Origin of the sequence: Mycoplasma sp. NEAQ87857 (assembly GCF_009792315.1) — a bacterium.
Classification (GTDB): domain Bacteria; phylum Bacillota_I; class Bacilli_A; order Mycoplasmatales; family Metamycoplasmataceae; genus Mycoplasmopsis.
Genome location: NZ_CP045542.1, coordinates 415277 through 434131 on the forward strand (window position 1 = coordinate 415277; position 18855 = coordinate 434131).

General features: G+C 23.3%; 8 protein-coding genes. 3 read left to right on the forward strand and 5 right to left on the reverse strand.

Features of this window, described 5'->3' with window-relative positions:
* Window positions 1–10: 10 nt before the first annotated feature.
* From GE118_RS01500 to GE118_RS01520, 5 genes are all read right to left on the reverse strand, one after another.
* Entirely contained in the window at window positions 11–10426 is a 10416-nt protein-coding gene (locus tag GE118_RS01500) for an SGNH/GDSL hydrolase family protein (RefSeq protein ID WP_158763692.1), read from the reverse strand.
* A 97-nt stretch (window positions 10427–10523) separates the two neighbouring features.
* Window positions 10524–11294: a Nif3-like dinuclear metal center hexameric protein gene (locus tag GE118_RS01505; protein ID WP_158763693.1), complete on the reverse strand. Its 771-nt coding sequence runs from the start codon at window positions 11292–11294 to the stop codon at window positions 10524–10526.
* Between the two features lie 2 nt (window positions 11295–11296).
* Window positions 11297–12784 carry an RNA polymerase sigma factor gene (locus tag GE118_RS01510; protein ID WP_158763694.1) on the reverse strand — a complete coding sequence of 496 codons (1488 nt, stop codon included), beginning with the start codon at window positions 12782–12784 and terminating at the stop codon, window positions 11297–11299.
* Between the two features lie 9 nt (window positions 12785–12793).
* Complete coding sequence (gene dnaG / locus GE118_RS01515) at window positions 12794–14833, reverse strand: DNA primase (RefSeq protein WP_158763695.1); 2040 nt, start codon at window positions 14831–14833, stop codon at window positions 12794–12796.
* Between the two features lie 7 nt (window positions 14834–14840).
* Window positions 14841–16196, reverse strand: a complete 1356-nt coding sequence (locus GE118_RS01520; RefSeq protein ID WP_158763696.1) for a glycine--tRNA ligase — start codon at window positions 16194–16196, stop codon at window positions 14841–14843.
* Window positions 16197–16512: 316 nt separating this feature from the next.
* Here GE118_RS01520 and gmk point away from each other — a divergent pair, with 316 nt between their 5' ends.
* From gmk to GE118_RS01535, 3 genes are read left to right on the forward strand one after another with little or no spacing between them, the layout of a single operon-like run.
* On the forward strand, window positions 16513–17118 hold the full coding sequence (gene gmk, locus GE118_RS01525; RefSeq protein WP_158763697.1) for a guanylate kinase: 606 nt from the start codon (window positions 16513–16515) through the stop codon (window positions 17116–17118).
* A complete protein-coding gene (locus GE118_RS01530; protein WP_158763698.1) occupies window positions 17111–17857 on the forward strand; it encodes a PP2C family serine/threonine-protein phosphatase in 747 nt (248 codons plus the stop codon). Before gmk ends, GE118_RS01530 begins: the two co-directional genes overlap by 8 nt.
* A gap of 4 nt (window positions 17858–17861) precedes the next feature.
* Window positions 17862–18854, forward strand: coding sequence for a serine/threonine-protein kinase (locus tag GE118_RS01535; RefSeq protein ID WP_158763699.1), 993 nt, complete (start codon window positions 17862–17864; stop codon window positions 18852–18854).
* Window position 18855 lies beyond the last annotated feature (1 nt).

Genomic DNA, 18855 nt, shown 5'->3' on the forward strand with positions numbered 1-18855 from the left:
ACCTACCTTATTAATTTTCATAACTATTTAAATATCCTTTTTTAAGAGCTTCAAACAGAATATCGTAATTTTTGCGATTCTTTTTGAATCTATTAGCATCATTTAAATATCATAAATGTGAAGGAACACTATTTGCACTATAATTTCATCATTTTTGACTATAACTAGTATTTCCACTTAAATAATTTCAATTACCAGTTCATCCACCTAAATCTTCTCCTAATCCAAAGCTTAATAATATTTTTTTATTAGTTGCTGATCATTTATTATCGTTTAATAATTCTTTTAATTTAATCCCTGTAAGATAATCTTCTTTATAGCTAGCACTATTAGCTCTCATAAATGATTCAAAGACATTATTTAAAGCAATTCCTAAAGTTGAAACTACTGATAATTGACCTAAACCATTTCAGAAAATAAATTTATTATGAACTGCTCCTTGATTATTTAAGAATCACATAATAATTAAGTTTAATCTAAATAATAATTTATATTCATCATTTAATCAATACTGATCAACATTATAACCAGTTCAATTCATATGTTGCTTTTTATAATAAGCTTTACTAATCATTTCCCGAATTACTGGACGATATAAACTAGCAATTAATTCTGCTGCATTACCAATAATGTGGAAGATGTTTTCATCTTGTTTAAATACAAAAGGATTAGGTTTAAATGCAGGAGTATTTGAATTATTATTGTTATTTGAAGGTCTATTGTTTGAATGAGAACTAGAAGGTAGATTTAAAATACCTGCAAGAGCTTGATAAATTCCTGTACGTCTATTATAATCGCTTACTTCAAACAATCTAGTCATTAATTTAACATAATTACCATCAGCTTCACTTTCGTTTTCACCAAAGCTATTTAAAATTCCAGGTAATCTATTACGTAAATTAAAGATTTTGTGTAAGGAAATAATATTATTATTTCCTTCTTTATAAGTAATTGGTGATAATAAACCTTCAATAATAGCTTGTTTTAATTGTAAACCACTTACACCTTGTTTGAAAGTGGTTTTTTGAATATTTGAATAAATATTATTAAAAATATCATTAAATCAATAATCTTTAGAAACAAACTCTTTTAATACACCTTTTAAGATTTTAGTAAATAATTCAACATCACTAGTATTATTAAATGCATATCCTGCAAGTTGCATTTTTTGAACTAATATTTTAGCTAAACCCTTAAAGAATAAGCTGTTGCTATTTCTGGTGTGATCAAAAGTAGTTTTAATTCATTGTTTTAGTTGTTCTTTTAGTTCATTGCTATTTTGACTACGAACTAAAACATTTAATGCATCAATTCAACTATGAGCATTGGTATATGAACTTGAATGATCAATAACATTATGTAAAATGATTTTAAATACTTTTCTTAAATGTTCATTAGTTAAGAAACTTTCAATAGTTTTATTAACTATGTTATAACTTTCAGCATCATTGTTTCCTAAAATTAAATATGCTAAGTTTAAATCTTTAATAATTAAACCAATTCTTGAAACACTATGATCACTAGGAGCTATTTCATTTGAAATTAAACGATCAAGAATTTCATCTAACAATTGTTTAACAATTTCTTTATTATTAGAAATTAATGGATCATTTAAGATTTTTTTAACTACATTAAAGTCTTTAATATCTAAATTAGCTAATGCAACATCTTTGATTGTTGAAGTAAAATCATAGATTGAATTTTTGGTTTTAATTGCATTAACCATAGCATTAATTACAGGATCAATAATCTCTCAACGTTGTATTAAATCACCAAATCCTTCAGCTACTTTTTGTAAATAAGCATCATATTTATTGGTATTAATTTTTAAAGTCAAGTTTAAAAAGTGTTCTTTAATAATGTTTTTTAAACTTGATCTAAAAGCGTTAGTTTTAAATAATTCAATAAAAATATTTTTTAAATGTTGCTTGAATGTAGTTTCGTTAGCTGTAACACTTAAATAATTTTTTAATATTTCAATAACAGAATTTGCATTAGTAATAGTTGATGGATTAGATAATAAGTAATTAATTAAATCAACAATAGTTGTATTAATTTCTTGAATATTAATTGTTTGATTAATAATATTGGTAAATTCTGTTTGAGAAATAAAGTTAGTACTTATATATTGTCTAGTAGCTTCAGGGAAATTATTTCAAATATTAGTACCTAAATTTGGTCCAATAACACTTAAAGCATAACTTACAGCATTTTTAATAAATGCTAATAAATCTTGTTTATTAGTAATTAAGTCATTTTGTTTAAAGATATCTTTAAATAAATCTAAAGCTCTAGCATCAGAGTTTCAGTAATTAAAGTATAAATTCGCTTTAGTTTTAACAATGTTAAACAATGAAGTAGTAGAAATATTTAAACCATTTTGTCCAATTTGGTTTGCTAAATCTAAAATTAAAGGTGCAATTAAACCATTGTTATCAGCTAAATTAGTTTCTAAAACATCTAATAATGGAATTAATTGTTCTATTAAAACTTTAGGATTTGAGACATTAGTAAAAAGTCTATCTTTAAGATTTAATTTAGTTAATTGTTGCAACGCTTGTTTTGCAACAATGTTTTTAATAGAACTATCATTTAATAAAGTAAATAATAATTGTTTTGCATTAGTTGCAAAAGTATTATTAAAACTAGCATCATTAAAGATATCTTTTAAAATATCAATTCAGCTATGAACGTGATTTAAATTAGCTTTATTAGTTTGATAATTAGTTAAAACTGCAATAGCTCTTTGATAAACTAAACTTAAATTATTTTGTAAATTAGGTAAGTTTAAAATACTATTTAATGCACTAATTATTTCAGTTTTATCAATAAAGTTAGCATCAGTAGAATTAACATTATTAATTAAAGGTTGAATTAATGAAGCTAATGTATCTTTAATTTGATTATTATCTTTTAAGTAATTTACTACTTGATTAATGATATTATTTTTTAATTCTTGATTATGTTTAACAATGGTTTTAAGATTAAAAATAATTTGTTTAATTAAATCAAAATTGTTGAAATTAAAAATAGTTAAAATTCCATTTTTAAAATTATTTAATCATTGATTTACATCATTAGCATTATTAAATGAATCAAAAATTAAATTAATTATTTTTTGTTTATAAGTAGTATTACCAGTATTTTCGTTTAAGAAATTATTAAAATCAGTAATTAAACTTTGAACAATAATAGATAAATCAAGATTTTGAAGATTAATTCCTTGTTGTCTTAATGCTGTTTCTATAGCATTTTGAATTAAGTTAGCAAAATTATTATTGCTTAAGCTAAAGTTAAAAATATTAGTTATATCTGTTATTAATTGTGGTTTTAAATTGCTTCTAGAAACTACATTTTTAACTAAAACAAAAATATTATCTAAATCATTTTTTCAATTTCTATTAGCAATTAATGAATGAGCAATTTGTTTTAACATTGTAGTAAAATTGCTATTTTTTGAGATTGTATTAATTAAACTACTTAATTGATCAAAATTAATTCATTGACTAATTTGAGTATTAGATTTTAAACTATCTAAATTATTATTGATTAATAAAGCAATTTGATTATTTTTACTATAAGCGTCAATAATTTGATCTACTAATCAATTTAAAGTATTTATGTGATTGCTATTATTAAAAATTGGAGCTTCTAGCGAATCTAAAACTTTAATAATGAATTGGTTTTTATTAGTAGAAATTTTTGAATTTAAGATTTCTTGTAATTTAGCAGGTATTTGAGCTAAAACACTAGCAGGATTAGCATTATCAATTGCAAGTTTTAAATTATCAAACACAGTAGTTAAAACTGGATTAATAATGTCTAAGTTTTTAATTACAATAATTAAATTATTGATTAAATCTTTTAATAAAGCATCTAATTGTGTTTCTTTAGTAGTAATATTAATGTTTAAGTTCACTAATTGATCTTTAATAAATTTAACAATAATGTTGTTAATTTCATCATTATTAATTAATGAGTTAATTAAGTTAGTAATTTTAGTTGAAAGATTATTAATATCTAATGAATTAATAATTACTTTAATTAAATCATTAAAACTATTAGTTTGAGTGATTTTAGTTATATTATCATCACTTAATAAACTTGAAATAGTTGAAGTTAAAATTTGATTAAAGTCATCATTTCTTAACACAAATCCAATTAAGTTAATAAAGTTACTTTGGTTAACAAAAGTTAAAATTTTATCTTTAATTGAACTTGGAATTAAATTAAAGATTAATTTTGAAGCAAGATCAATATTTTGTTGATTTTTAAATAAATGATTAACAATTTTTAAAACATCACTCTTAAGAGTTTTAAATTGATCAGAACTTAAGATTGCTTTAATTACAGTTAATACTTTAGATTCAAAATTATTTCCTGCAAAAATTTGTTTTAATCCTTGAATTAAAGAATTAATGATACTTGTAGCATTGAAATTTAATCCATTATTTTGCACACTATTAATTAATGTTTCAAAAAGCAAGTCTGATAAATTAAGATTTTGATCCAAGATATCATAAAGCGATAATAAATTACCTGCAAATTGTTCTTTATTTTCTATTGGTTCAAAGAATCTTCTTAAAGATTCAGAACTAATAGTATTAGCAATAATTTTATTTAATAATTGTTTAGTTGTATTATTTCTAATTACTTCAAGCAATATTGCTTTAAATGGGGTTTTAAAACTATTTACAATAGCTTCTTGTTTAAATAAATATTTAACTAAATCACTATAACTATTAATTGAAGCTAAATCAGTATCATTTACTGATGCTAAGGTTTGAATAACTTGTTGACTTAAAGAATGCAAAATAGTATTAATATTAGTTGAAATAGTTTGATTATTAATGAAATTATTAATAAATTGATCTATATCACTTACTTGAAGATTTAAAGCACTAGCTATATTTTGTTTAGTATTAGCATCAATATTAGTTAATAAATTATGAATTGCTTGTTGATTTAGGAATTTATTAATTAAATTATTAGCTAATTCTTTAATTAATAAACTATTATGCTTAATTACGTTTGAAGCTAATAAAGATTTAACAACAGCAAAATTATTGATTGCTAAATCTTTAAGTTTATTAACTAAAAGGTTAATAAACTGTTGGAAATCATTGCTTGATAATAATGCATCACTTACTTGATCTAATACTAAATTAATAATATTTTGATTAGTGTTTAAACTAATAATTCATTCTTTTAAATCTTTTAAGGTATTAACGGTAATTTTGTTATTTGAAGCAAGATTGTTTGAACTTAGTACATTATTAACATTTGATTTAGTTAAAATTAGATTTAAAATATCATCATTTAAGTTCAATAAAACTTTTTCTAAAAGTTTATTTAACATAAATTTATTATTAGCATCTAAGAAATTAATATCTTTAATAAATTTAAAAATAAAATCTCTTAAATTTAAAGTTTGATTATTTAAATCATAATCAATTACACTATTGATTAAATTAGATACAAGGTTTCTTAAATTAAAATCTAAATGATTATCACTATTAATGATGCTAAGAATAAAGTTTTTAAGTGTTGATTTTTCTTCTGTTGAGAAACTAGCTAAATTATTAATTAAGTTATTAATTAAATCATTTTGTATTGTTGAATCATCTAAAGTATCAAGTAATTTATTAATTAAACTTAAAATGTATTGTTTATTATTGCTAAAAATAGGTGATTGTTTAAATGATTTAATTAAATTAAATCATTTACTACTAATATTATTTTGTTCAATAAAATTACCCATTAATTCTAAGAAGTAATTTAATAACTGATTTGGAATAGTTTTTAAGTTATTTAAATTATTTTTATTAGCATTAAATAATTCAAATGCTTTATCAAACAATGGTTGATATAAATGATTTTGTTTTAAAATATTAACAACATTATTAACTAAATCTGCAATTAAATTAGTAGTTAAATTTGCATCATAGAATTTCGCAAAATTAAGTTTTAAGAAATTACTTAAAACTCTTACAACTAATTGCTTAATTACTTGATTATTAGCTAAATTATTAATTAAATCATTTAATGGTTGTTTAATTGAATCATCAATTTGAGAAACAATATAGCTAATTAATTGGTCTAAATTATTAATATTTTGATTTTTATAATTATTAACTACATTAGTAATGGTATTGTGAATCGCTTGTTTTAAACTTGAATTATTTTCTGGTCAAATTAAATTATAGAAATATAAAGTATCACTTGCAGATAATAAATTTGAATTAATATTACCTAATAATTTAGTAATTAAATCTCTATTATTTAAAACATTTTCTAAAACAATTACTAAATTAGCTTTAATATTATTAAATTCAGTGGTTGAAACTGAATTTAATACTGTAAAAATAAATTCATTAAGATTTAAATTATTTAATAAATTATTAACTATTTGATTAATAAAAGCGTCTTTAGTTGCTAAAGATAATTCAATATTAGTTTGATCAATTGCAATTAATGCTTTATCTAATAAATATGATTTATGTCTAAGTAAAATAGTAATTAATTGATTAATAAATTCTTGTTTATTAGTTATATTATTAAAAATTCAACTTAATTGTGTATTTGAATTTAATTGTTGAACAATTAAATTCTTAACCATTGGTAAATCTAAAGCATTAGCAATAATTTGTTTAGTTTGATTTTTAAATTCATTATCAGCGTTTTTAAATTTATTAAATATATTTGAAATTAATTCTCAATCTGCTAGATTTAAACTATTTAAAACAGTGTTTGGTAGTTGATTAATTAAATTGTTAATATTAAAAGGTTTAGATAATAAATTAAAGACATTATCAATTAATAGATTAAATTTATTAGTAGTTTTTAACGCATCTAAAATTCAATTAGTTAATTTTAAAACATAATCATTAGCTAACACTATTCCATTATTAGCAGCAAGATTTTTAATATTTAATGCAATAGTATTGTTTAAATTACCTTCAGCAATATAATTTGCAAGAATTGGTTTAATAGTTTGTTTAATTAAATCTAATAAATTAGTATTATTTGCTAGATCTTCAATAATTGAAATATCAAAACTTTGATTTTTGATTAATTTTAATAATTTATCTAAAAAAGCATTATTAGAAGCTAAATTATTAATTAAATCAGGAACTATAGCTACTAATGAATCAAAAAATGATGGTTGATCAATAATTAAATTAATTAAATTGTTTACTTCAGTTAAATCTGCATAATTAGTAATTTTATTAGTTAAATTAGGTAGATTATTTTTAATTAAGTTAATAATATTGTTTCTTTGTTGAATAATTAATGCTTGAATAATTTCAATAATTATTGCTTTATTATTCGTGAATAATGGAGATTTAATTTTTTGGATAATAAACTCAGCTAATGATTGATTATTTAAAACATTTGATTTAATTATTTCAACTATAGAATTAAGACTATTTTTTAAATTATCAACTATATTTGATGGATTAGAATTTCTTATTACGTTTGATAAATTATCAATAATAGAGTTTAATAATCTATTATTATTTTTGGTTAAAATACTAATTAATTCAGTTGCTAAATCATTAGCTAAATGATTTGTATCAGCATTTTGTTTATTAATGATTTGAGCAATCATTTTATCAATAATATTAGTTAAAATATGATTAATATTAGGTGCAGAAACTATATTATTTAAAGTTTGTTTAACTAAAGGTAATAAATGTACATTAAGTAATTTAACAAATTCAAAAATAATTTCATTTAAATTATTTTTGTTAGCAAAATTTTGGAAATTATCCAATACTACATCAATTAATTTAACTACAGTGGCTTCAAAAGCATTAGCTTGTTGATTATTAACTGTAATATTAGTTTTTAAAACTAAGTTAATTACATTTTCTAAAGCATTATCACCTAAAAAATTATTAATTTGATCTTTAACATTATTTGGAACTATACTTAATAATAAATTAGCTTTTTGAGCAACTGTAGTTTGATCAATAAATTTTTGTTTAACTATTTGATGTAAAAAGTCTTTTAATAATTGCTTGTTATTAGGATTTTGAATAAATTTACTTTGAGCAATTTTAGTAATTAATTTGCTTATGTTATTAAATCCTTGCTCTCCTCCAAAAGTATTACTAATAGTTAATTGGAAAGCACTTTGAGCAATTTGAGAAATATCACTTAAGCTTAAAGTGTTAAAACTAATTAAAAAGTTATATACAAAATCACTAATAATATTAAAGTCTTTTAAATTCACTTCAACAAAATCAACCACATCACTTACAGCTTGATGATAAATAGTTTCTTGATTATTAGGAACTAAATTAAAGTGTTTTAATAAGTTAAATAAAGCTTCAATAATAGGTTGTTTAATTTCAGTTAAAGCTTTATAAATTACTTGATTAAGTGAAGAAGCAACATTTTTGATTGCTTGAATGTGTTGTTGTTGGATTTGATCAAAATCAGTTAAATTAGGATTATGACTAACATTGTTTAAATTTTGGTATAAAAAGGCAATAATTAAATCTTTATAAGATTTAACATCATTAAAATTTGAACTATTTAAAATAAAAGTATCAATTAATTTATCAGTTAAATTAGTAAATTCATTGCTTTTTAAAATTCTTTCAATTGCAGAAGCAAAATCACTAATAGATTGATCATTATTTAATCCTAAAAAGCTTAATTTATTTGAGTTAGCTTTTAAAAGATTTGTAATTAAATCATTACTATATAGTTTAATAAAGTTAGAAATTATACTTTTCAAACCTAATTTAAAATTAGTTTGATTATTAATAATTAAATTATTTTTAGTTAAACTGGCAACTAAATTTGCTACATTAGTTTCGCTTAAAATAGTATTTTTAATTGCATCAATAAATGAATTAAAGTTTAATTCATTATTTTGTTTTAAAGTTTTTAATGATGTTTGAAGATTGAATAAAGTAGTTTGAATAATGCTTGAATTTAAAATGTTATCTGCTAGTGTAATTGAATTATTAGTAGCAGTTGTGTGGTTATTTGCATCATTGAAAAAGATTTTACGTAAATAACCATCAGGATCTAATTCTTTATAATAGCTATTTCCTAAAGCAAAATTTAACATTTCTACTACAATTTGAGAGAAAGTATTTGATAACTCTTGGATTCTAATTCCAAAATTATTATCATCCTTAAGAGCTAAATCTTGTTTTTCATTAGCATCTTTATCACCTAAATAATCTTTGGTTGAAGCTCCTAGTAAATCTTTGGGGTTATTAGTTGTTTCAATTTGATATTTAGCACTTAAAGCATCAGAATTTAAGTATTTTTGATTAAAATCATCATAAGCATAATCACTTAATTTTAATGAAGGGTTGGTGATTTTTAAATAAATATCTTGAGCCATTTTTTTATAAGCTTGAATTGAAGGGTGAATATCAAAATAAATACTAGTAAAATCATCAAGGTTTGATTCTCAATATTGTTTATTAAAAACATTAATGTAATTAACATTATTTAAATTAGAAATATCTTTAACAGTACCATTAATAACATCAATAATAGTATCAAAGACATCAATGTTTATTCCTTGAACTAATGAAGCAATTTTTTGATTAATTAAATCTTTAATTGCTAAAAAAGGAGTAGGGTAACTAATTAAATTAATATTGGCGTTTGGTGCATATTGTTTTAAAGTTTTGATTAATGAATCAATATTATGCTTAAATTGCACAAAAGTTTTTTCGAAAACTTTTGTTAAAAAATCTACAGCAACTTTAACACTACGGTTAGGACTAATTAAGTTTTTAATAACTCCTAAAAGATCATCTTCGCTAGCACTTTTAAATAATAAATATAGAAAATCATTAGCTCCTATAGTTAAAGTAATTAAATTAGCTTTAGCTAAGTCTTGTTTTAGTTGATTAAGATTAATCTTGTTTTGTAAAACATTATTCTCAAAGATCGCTTGGTTATTAGTATTGTTTAATAAAGATAATCAATCTAAAGCAGTAGTTCCTGATACTGCATAATTATTAAATGAATTTAAACGTTGAGCTTTATTAAAAATTCTAGCTAAAAATGCAGGATAAGAAACTCCTGTAACTGTATTATTGAGAAATTCTCCTGGAAAATCTTGTGGTAAAGCACCATCAAAACCTGCAGTGATTGAATCTCCAAGAGCTAAATAATTAATTTTTTGATCTAAAGCAATAAAATGATTTGATTTAGCTCTTTTAGCTACTTTGATATCATCTACAGGACTTATAGGATTAGATTGAATAGGTTCAGGAGTTATTTCTTTAAATTTATTAGGATCAATAATAGGCTTAACAATTTTATGAATTGGATTATCTGATTTAATTTTTTTACTGGAACCAGGAGCTGCACAAGAAACAACTAGCGACACAGAAGTTAAGGTAGCTAGCGTTACTGATATGATTTTTTTATTAGATTTAAGCATAATTTCTCCATATTTTTAAAATATAAATAATTTATATTTTAAACTTTTTTGAGTTTTATTTATTTTTACCATAAAAACAAAACACTCTTTAAGAGTGTTAAATGTTGCGATAAAAATTTGAAATTAGTTTTAAAACAAACTTTTCTTTTGGGAATTTGGTTGATAAAAGTTCTTGCATATGCATAGCAAAAACTTGCTCATCTAAATGAGGTACTTCTAAAATATTAACTTGATGTTGATCAAAATTAACCCAATCACTTCATCTAAAATCACTACTTACAATTAAATCACAACCTTGATCATGTAGTTGATTAATTTGACCAACATAACCACTACCACTTAAAAAAGCAATGTGATTAAATTGTTGATCATCATTCATTACATTAGTTCTTAATGCATTTAGATTTAATTTATTTTTTAATAAATCTACTAGTTGATTTAAGGTTAATGAGTGATTAACAATAGCACTAAATTTAGCACTATTAGTATCAAAATATTGATTTAAACCTAAATATTTCACTATTTGATAAGAAGTTCCATAAAGTTCACAATCATAGTTAGTGTGCATACTATAAACTGTGATTTGGTGTTGTTTTAATAATTTGTGTAATTCTTGTTTATATGGTGCTTTTTCTTTTTCTAAAGCTTTAGTTGCTTCAAAATAAAAAGGGTGGTGTGTCAAAATTAAATTGCAATCATTATCAATTGCAGTTTGAATTACTTCTAAAGTGACATCAATTGCTAATACTGCACCTTTAAATTTTTTAGCTTGATTAAATTTAACGCTATATCCACTAGGATCTCAAATTTCTTTGTTAGCTAATGGGTACATTAAATCTAATTGTTGAATAAATTGTTTTAATTTCATGATTAGTTTTTAAGAAAGTCCTTTAAGTTTTTACCGTGTTTTGAGTTATTTTTTAATTTACGTAAGATCTTGTTTTCAATTTGTCTAATTCTTTCTTTAGAAACCCCTCCACGATCTCTTGCAAGTTCTTCAAGTGAATGAACTCTATATCTATTACCTTCAGCATCAATTCCAACTCCATAACGCTTACATAATAGTTCTTTTTCATCTGGTTCTAAAGTAGTTTGAATAATTTCTTCTAAAACTTTTGATAATTCTTCTTGTGAAGCATAATCAACTGGTGAAATAACATTATCATCTTTAACAAAATCACTGAATGATGAATCATTTTCTTTACCAACTTGTTTATCTAAAGAAATAGGATCAATGTTAATTTTACGAATATAACGAACTTTTTCAGCTGTATATCCATTACCAAAACGTTCAGCAATTAATTCATCTGTAGGTTCTGCACCTAATTCTTGTTGTAATTCACGCTCAATTTTAGAAATTTTATTAATGGTTTCAACCATATGCACAGGTACTCTAATGGTTCTAGCTTGATCTGCTACAGCTCTTGTAATAGCTTGTCTAATTCATCAAGTTGCATAAGTTGAGAATTTAAATCCTTTATTTACATCATATTTTTGTACTGCTTTTAAAATACCAGCATTTCCCTCAGAAATTAAATCAATAAAGGTTAATCCACGGTTTTTGTATTTTTTAGCATTATTAATAACTAAACGTAAGTTTCTTTGGATTAATTTATCTCTAGCTCTTTTTCCTCTAAAACCACCTTTTTCCATTTGTTGAGCTAATTTTTTCTCTTCTTCAATGGTTAATAACTCACCATATTTACCAATTCAACGCATGTATCATTTAACAATATCATTGGTTTCTGTAAGTTTATTATTAAGGTTTTTATTTTTATTTTTATCTTCACTAAGATCAACATCAGCATCAAAATCTAATGAAAGGTTTGAAAAAGGATCATCCATATCGTCATCAAAGTCATCAGTTAACTTCTCATCATCATCGTCTTCTTTTTCTTCATCTTCATCTTCGTCATCTTCTTCGATGTCATCATCGTCTGTGTTTAAGTAATCATCAGTATCATCATCTTCAAAGTATTCTTCATCATCTGAATCATAATCACCAAAATCATCATCGTCAATGTTAATGTTTGAGTCATCTATATCTTCAATATCTGATTCATCAATTTCTTCTATGATAGTTTCTTTTTTGCTTTTACTTTTTTTAGTGTTTTTTACTTGTTTAACTTCATTATTAAACTCTTCAACTGAGTAATCATCATTATCACCAGCATCAACATCATCTACAATTAAGTTGTTTTGATTTAAAACAGCTAAAAATTCATCCATTGCTTCTTCATCAACAAACATTTTCTTTTTAGCTAAAAGATCAAAAACTTCTTCTTGTGAAAAGTAGTCTTGTTTTTTGCTTTTCAGTTGAGATTTTAAGTATTTAATAATTGAATCAAATTCGTACATATGATGCTCCTATCATGTAATTTTTTTAAATTTGCTTTGAGAAATTTTCATTAATTTTTCTCTATGTTCTTCTAAGTGTAAAAATACAGGTGTATTATTTTTTTTGTTTTGTTTAATTAAATATTGATTATCATCAATCTCTTGTTTGATAATTGGTGCAATTAAAATTGAACCACTATCACTTTTGAAAGATTGTTTAAGTAAATCAATAATGTAATCAATAATTGTTAAATCAATTTTATTTAAATATTGTTGATCAACATTGTGTAAGATCTCTAAAACATTATTTCTAAGGTTTAATTTCACATTATTAATAATGTTTAATATGTCATTTTTATTATTATTCTCTATAAAATTCAAATCATTTTTTATTTGATTAGATAAATTATCAAAATAACTATCAGCTTGAGCTTTTAATTCATTTGTTATTTCTTTTTGTTTTAAAACTTGAATTAATTGCTCATTAAATAGTGTATGCAAATCAAAGTTTTTTACTTCAAAATAAAGCTGATGTAATTCTGGGTATCTAATTTTATAAAACTCTTCAGTTTCATCATGTTTAAAAAAAGCTTGATGAATATTAGGGTTAGCTAAGGTTAAAACTAGTAGTTTAATTCTTGTATTTGATGCAATAATCTTAAGTAAATCATTTTTATTTTTATGTGATAAATTGTGTTTTGGCAAAATAACTTGATTATTTTGATTAATATCAAAATTAGTTAATTCAAAATCACTGAAATTATTATTAAATCTTGTTTGATTATATTGCTTAGGTTCATTTGTTTCTGTTTGATATCCATAATCTTTATTTAACTTGTTTTTAATGTAGTTAATTTCTTGTACTGAAGCAAATTCTAAAGTATCAAATAATTGCTTAGCAAATTGATCAATTTTTCCAAAATTAACATCAGTATGTAAATTATGCACTTTAATTAAAGCGTTATAAATAAAATCAACTACTGAAACACTATTACGATCAACTAACTCTTTTAAAGCACTAGCACCATATTGCTTAAGAATTTCATCTGGATCTTTTAATAAAGGATTTTTGATAACTTCTACAGCAACATTATTTTTTTGTAGAAACTTAATTGATTTAATAATAGCATTAATTCCTGCTTGATCATTATCTAAGAATAATTTAACTTTATATTTGCTAATTAAACGTAAATGATCGACCGTTAAAGCTACTCCCATTAAAGCAACAACATTATGAATATTAGCTTTATAACAAGCAATAACATCCATAAAACCTTCAACAATAATTATTTCTTTTTGTGTAGTAATAGCTGGCTTTGCATTGTGTCAGTTATATAAAATCTTTGATTTATTAAAGATGATGGTTTCAGGAGTATTGATATATTTAATACTATCATTTGGATCAATAGTTCTAGCACTAAAACCAACTATATCACCAAATTGATTTCTAATTCCAAAAGTTAATCTTTGACTATAGATTAACTTTTTATTTTGGTTTAATAAACCAGATAATTCTAAATCAATTTCATTAATATTTAAACTATTAAAATAATCTAAAGTTTCTTTAGTAGTAGCAAAACCAATATCAAATTTATCTCTAATTTCTAAATCATCTAATCCTCTAGAAGATATATATTGAGTAACTTTAGGATTAGAATTTTTAGTTATTTCCAATTTAAAAAATGAGTTAGCTAAATCCAAAATTTCAATTAATCTTAAACTAGTATCAGTATAGTTTTTATTAACTTGATAATTACTGATATCAAGATCAATATTAATTTTTTTAGCTAAATTATCTAGTGCTTGATAAAAATTTCATCCGTTTTTCTTCATTAAGAAAGTTAATGCATTACCACTAACATTACAAGAAAAACAGCTATAAATATTTTTATTACTAGATACACTAAAACTTGGAGAACTGTCTTGATGAAAAGGACATAAACCTCAATAGTTATTACCTTTTTTAGTTAAAGGTAAATATTCACTAATAACTTCAACAATGTTGTTTTTAGCAATTATTTCTTTAACTAAATCATCGGAGATTCTTGTTTTCATCATTTCTCCTTTCATAAGCTAATTATAAATATTTGTGTATATCAGAAACAGGGATACGAATTTGTTCCATTGTATCTCTGTTTCTTAATGTAACTGTATTATCGTTTAAAGTATCATAATCAACTGTTAAACATCAGTAAGTTCCAATAGCATCTTGTCTTCTATAACGTTTACCAATTGATCCTGCTTCATCGTAATTTACTGCAATACCTTTATCTAATAAATCATGATAAATTTCTTTAGCTTTATCAGAAATTTTTTTAACTAAAGGTAAAACACTAATTTTGTATGGAGCAATATTGATAGGGAATTTTAAAACTACTCTACTATCATTTTCTAATTCTTGATTTTCATAAGCATCAGAAATAACAGCTAACATTAATCTGTCTAAACCAATACTTGGTTCAATTACATAAGGAATAACTTTTTGATTAGTGTTAGGATCTAAATAATCTAATGATTCTCCAGTAGCATTCATATGACTTTTTAAATCATAATCAGTTCTATTAGCAATTCCTAATAATTCACCTCAACCAAATGGGAACATGAATTCAATATCACTAGTTCCTTCTGAATAGTGAGCTAATTCCTCTTGTTCATGAGCTCTAACTCTAATACTTTCTTGTTTGATTCCTAATTTTAAAACAAAATCATAGCATTTTTGTACATAGTAATCAAATCAAGTTTTAGCATCTTCAGGCATTGTGAAGAATTCTAATTCCATTTGTTCAAATTCTCTAGTTCTAAAAATAAAGTTTCCAGGAGTTACCTCATTTCTAAAACTTTTTCCAACTTGACCAATTCCTAAAGGCAATTTAGCTCTTGAAGTTCTTAAAACATTTTTAAAGTTAACAAATATACCTTGAGCAGTTTCAGGACGTAAATAAACTTTAGATTTAGAATCTTCAACTACCCCTTGATAAGTTTCAAACATTAAGTTAAATTGTTTAATTGAAGTTCAATCAGTTTTAGCACCATCATACTTTGTAATATTTTGTTTAATAAACTCAGTCATTTCTTCAAAAGTCATTTTTTCAGGAATGATGTTAGGATCTACTTCTTGAATTAACTTATCAGCTCTATAACGCTTACCATTAACTTTATTTTCGATCAATGGATCACTGAAATTAGAAACATGACCACTAGTTACTCAAACTTGAGGGTTCATTAAAATCTTGCTATCAATTAAATAATTGTTTGGTTCTTTTTGAATAAACTCTTTTTTTCATTGACTTTCAATATTGTCTTTCAATAATGATCCTAAAGGTCCATAATCTCAAGTATTAGAAAGTCCTCCATAGATTTCGCTTCCTTGAAAAACAAAACCAGTATTTTTTAAATGATTTACGATTTCTTGCATTTTTTCTTTATTATACATAGTGCATATATTTTACCAAAAATAACTTAAAAAATATGATATATATTTAATACACAAAAAAGAAAATTTATATTTTTTTTCAAAAATATTAAAAAGGTTATTTTTTACAGTTTAATAACTTAAAAATTAACTTTTTAAGTCAATTAATGAAAAATTAAATTAATAATTTTATAAAAAAATTTATTGAAAAATTAGCCATATTACAATTTGATTTAAGAGCAATATGAAATTTTTTTCATATTAAATTTCACACAAAATTTACTTGTAATATCACTAGAATAAAAGTGCTTAAAAAATGATATAATAAAAGACAATTATGAAAGAGACAAAAATAACTAAAAAACCAATATTAATTTTTTCAGGACCTAGTGGAGTTGGTAAAGGAACAATCGAGAGATTGTTATTTGATTTTGATGAATTAAATCTATCTTTATCTTGTTCAGCAACAACCAGAAGTAAAAGAGATGGAGAGTTAGATGGAATCCATTATTACTTTATTGATGTTGATGAGTTTAGAGATAAAATCAAAAAACGTAAATTTTTAGAGTTTTCTTATCATTTAGGTAATTACTATGGAACTTTATATTCTGAATTAGATAAGATTCACCAAAAAAATAAACTTCCAATGTTAGAAATTGAAACTCATGGGGCAAAACAAGTAATTAATAAATTATCAAAAAGTAATCAAGATAAATATAACTTAATTACTATTTTTGTATTACCACCTTCAATTGATGACTTAAAGAAACGTATTTTAAATCGTGGATCAGAAAATAGTAAAACCTTAAAAGAAAGACTTAAAAAAGCACAAAGCGAAATTGAAGAATCATCAATTTTCAAATATAAAGTTATTAATGATACTCCAGAAAGAGCCGCTGAAGAAATTAGAATGATTTTACACAAGGAGCTAAACATTGATTAAGTATGCAATGATTTCAGAAACAGGAAACCATCGTGCTAAAAATGACGATCGAGTGAATGTTTTTGAAAAAGATGACAATGTTTTAGCTATTTTATGTGATGGTATGGGTGGATATCAGTATGGAGATTTTGCTGCTGCAACTGTAGTGACTGATATTGGTTTAGATTTTATTAATTCTTTTTCATTTATCGATAATATTCAAGTTAAAAAATGAATTTTTTCTGCTATTGACAAAGTAAAAAATCGTTTAAAAAAAATTAGTGATAATAATAAAAATTATTCAAAAATGGGTACCACTATTGTTGGTGCTTTAATTATCCCAAGTCAAGAAAGAATTTTTGTATTTAATGTTGGTGATTCTAGATGCTATGCATTAACTAAATCACAAGATTTTGTACAAATTACCAAAGATCAAAATGTAGCTAATAAACTTATAGCTGAAGGATTACCTGAAAAATCAGCCTTTAGTTTAAGAGTAGCAAGACATTTAACTAGTGCTATAGGACCTTCAAGCAAAACTGTAGTAGAAATCTCAGATTTTGATCAAAAAAGTTATGCTAAATTACAAAAATTAATTTTAACAAGTGATGGAGTTCATGAATTTGTAAGAAAAGATGAACTTAAATACATTGTTTCTGATCAAAATGATGTTAAATACATCGCTAATAAACTAATTGAAACAGCAACTATTAATGAATCTAATGATAATATGAGTGTAATCGCAATAGAAATGGAGTAAGATAATGAACAATTTTCATAATGTATTACCTAATTCAAAGTTATATGAGAAATACGAAATAATCAAAGTAATAGGTTCAGGTGGTATGGGTGCTGTTTTTTTAGTTAAATCTAAAATTTATCCCAATCAATATTTTGCTTTAAAATACCGTCATAATGACTTAAATGAAGCTAATAAACAACGTTTTATAGCTGAATTAAAGTTAATTAGTAGACTTAAATCAAATAATATTCCTAAATTATATGATTCTTATGTTGATGATAGTGAGCAATATTATGTAATGGAATATATTGAAGGTCAAACTTTATACAATTTAATTAAACAAAATGGTTTTTTACAAACTCGATTAGCTATTAACTATATTAAACAAATTGCTAGAGCTTTAGGTGAATTACATAGTGCCAATATTATTCACCGTGATATCAAAAGTCAAAATATTTTAGTTGATAAACTTCATAAAGTTAAAGTTATAGATTTTGGTATTTCGATTTCAGATGATAGTCAACGCTTAACTAAAACTAACGCTGTAGTATGTAGCCCTTATTATGCAGCTCCTGAATTTGCAATTAAAAATGCTGAAATCACCAAAGCTGCAGATATTTATTCTTTAGGGGTAATGCTATATGAAATGTTAGTAGGAGATTATCCTTTTAGAGGTTCTTCAGAAGAAGAAACAATTTTAATGCATAAAAATTCAGAACTACCTAATCCAAGAAATTTTAGAGATATGCCTCAATCATTATCAAATGTAATCATTAAAGCTACTGCTAAAAATCCTAAAGACCGTTATGAAACTGTGTGAGATTTTATTAAAGATATTGAAACAGTGCTTACACCTGAGCGAGCTTTAGAAAAACCTTTATCTACTAAAACTGCTAAAAATAAAATTTCATTAGTTAATATTATCAATTCTAAAACCTTTTTAGCTGCTGCTATTACTGTTATTGTTGTAGCAATAGTTGTTTTAAGTGTTTTATTAGCTTTAAATATAGGATAAT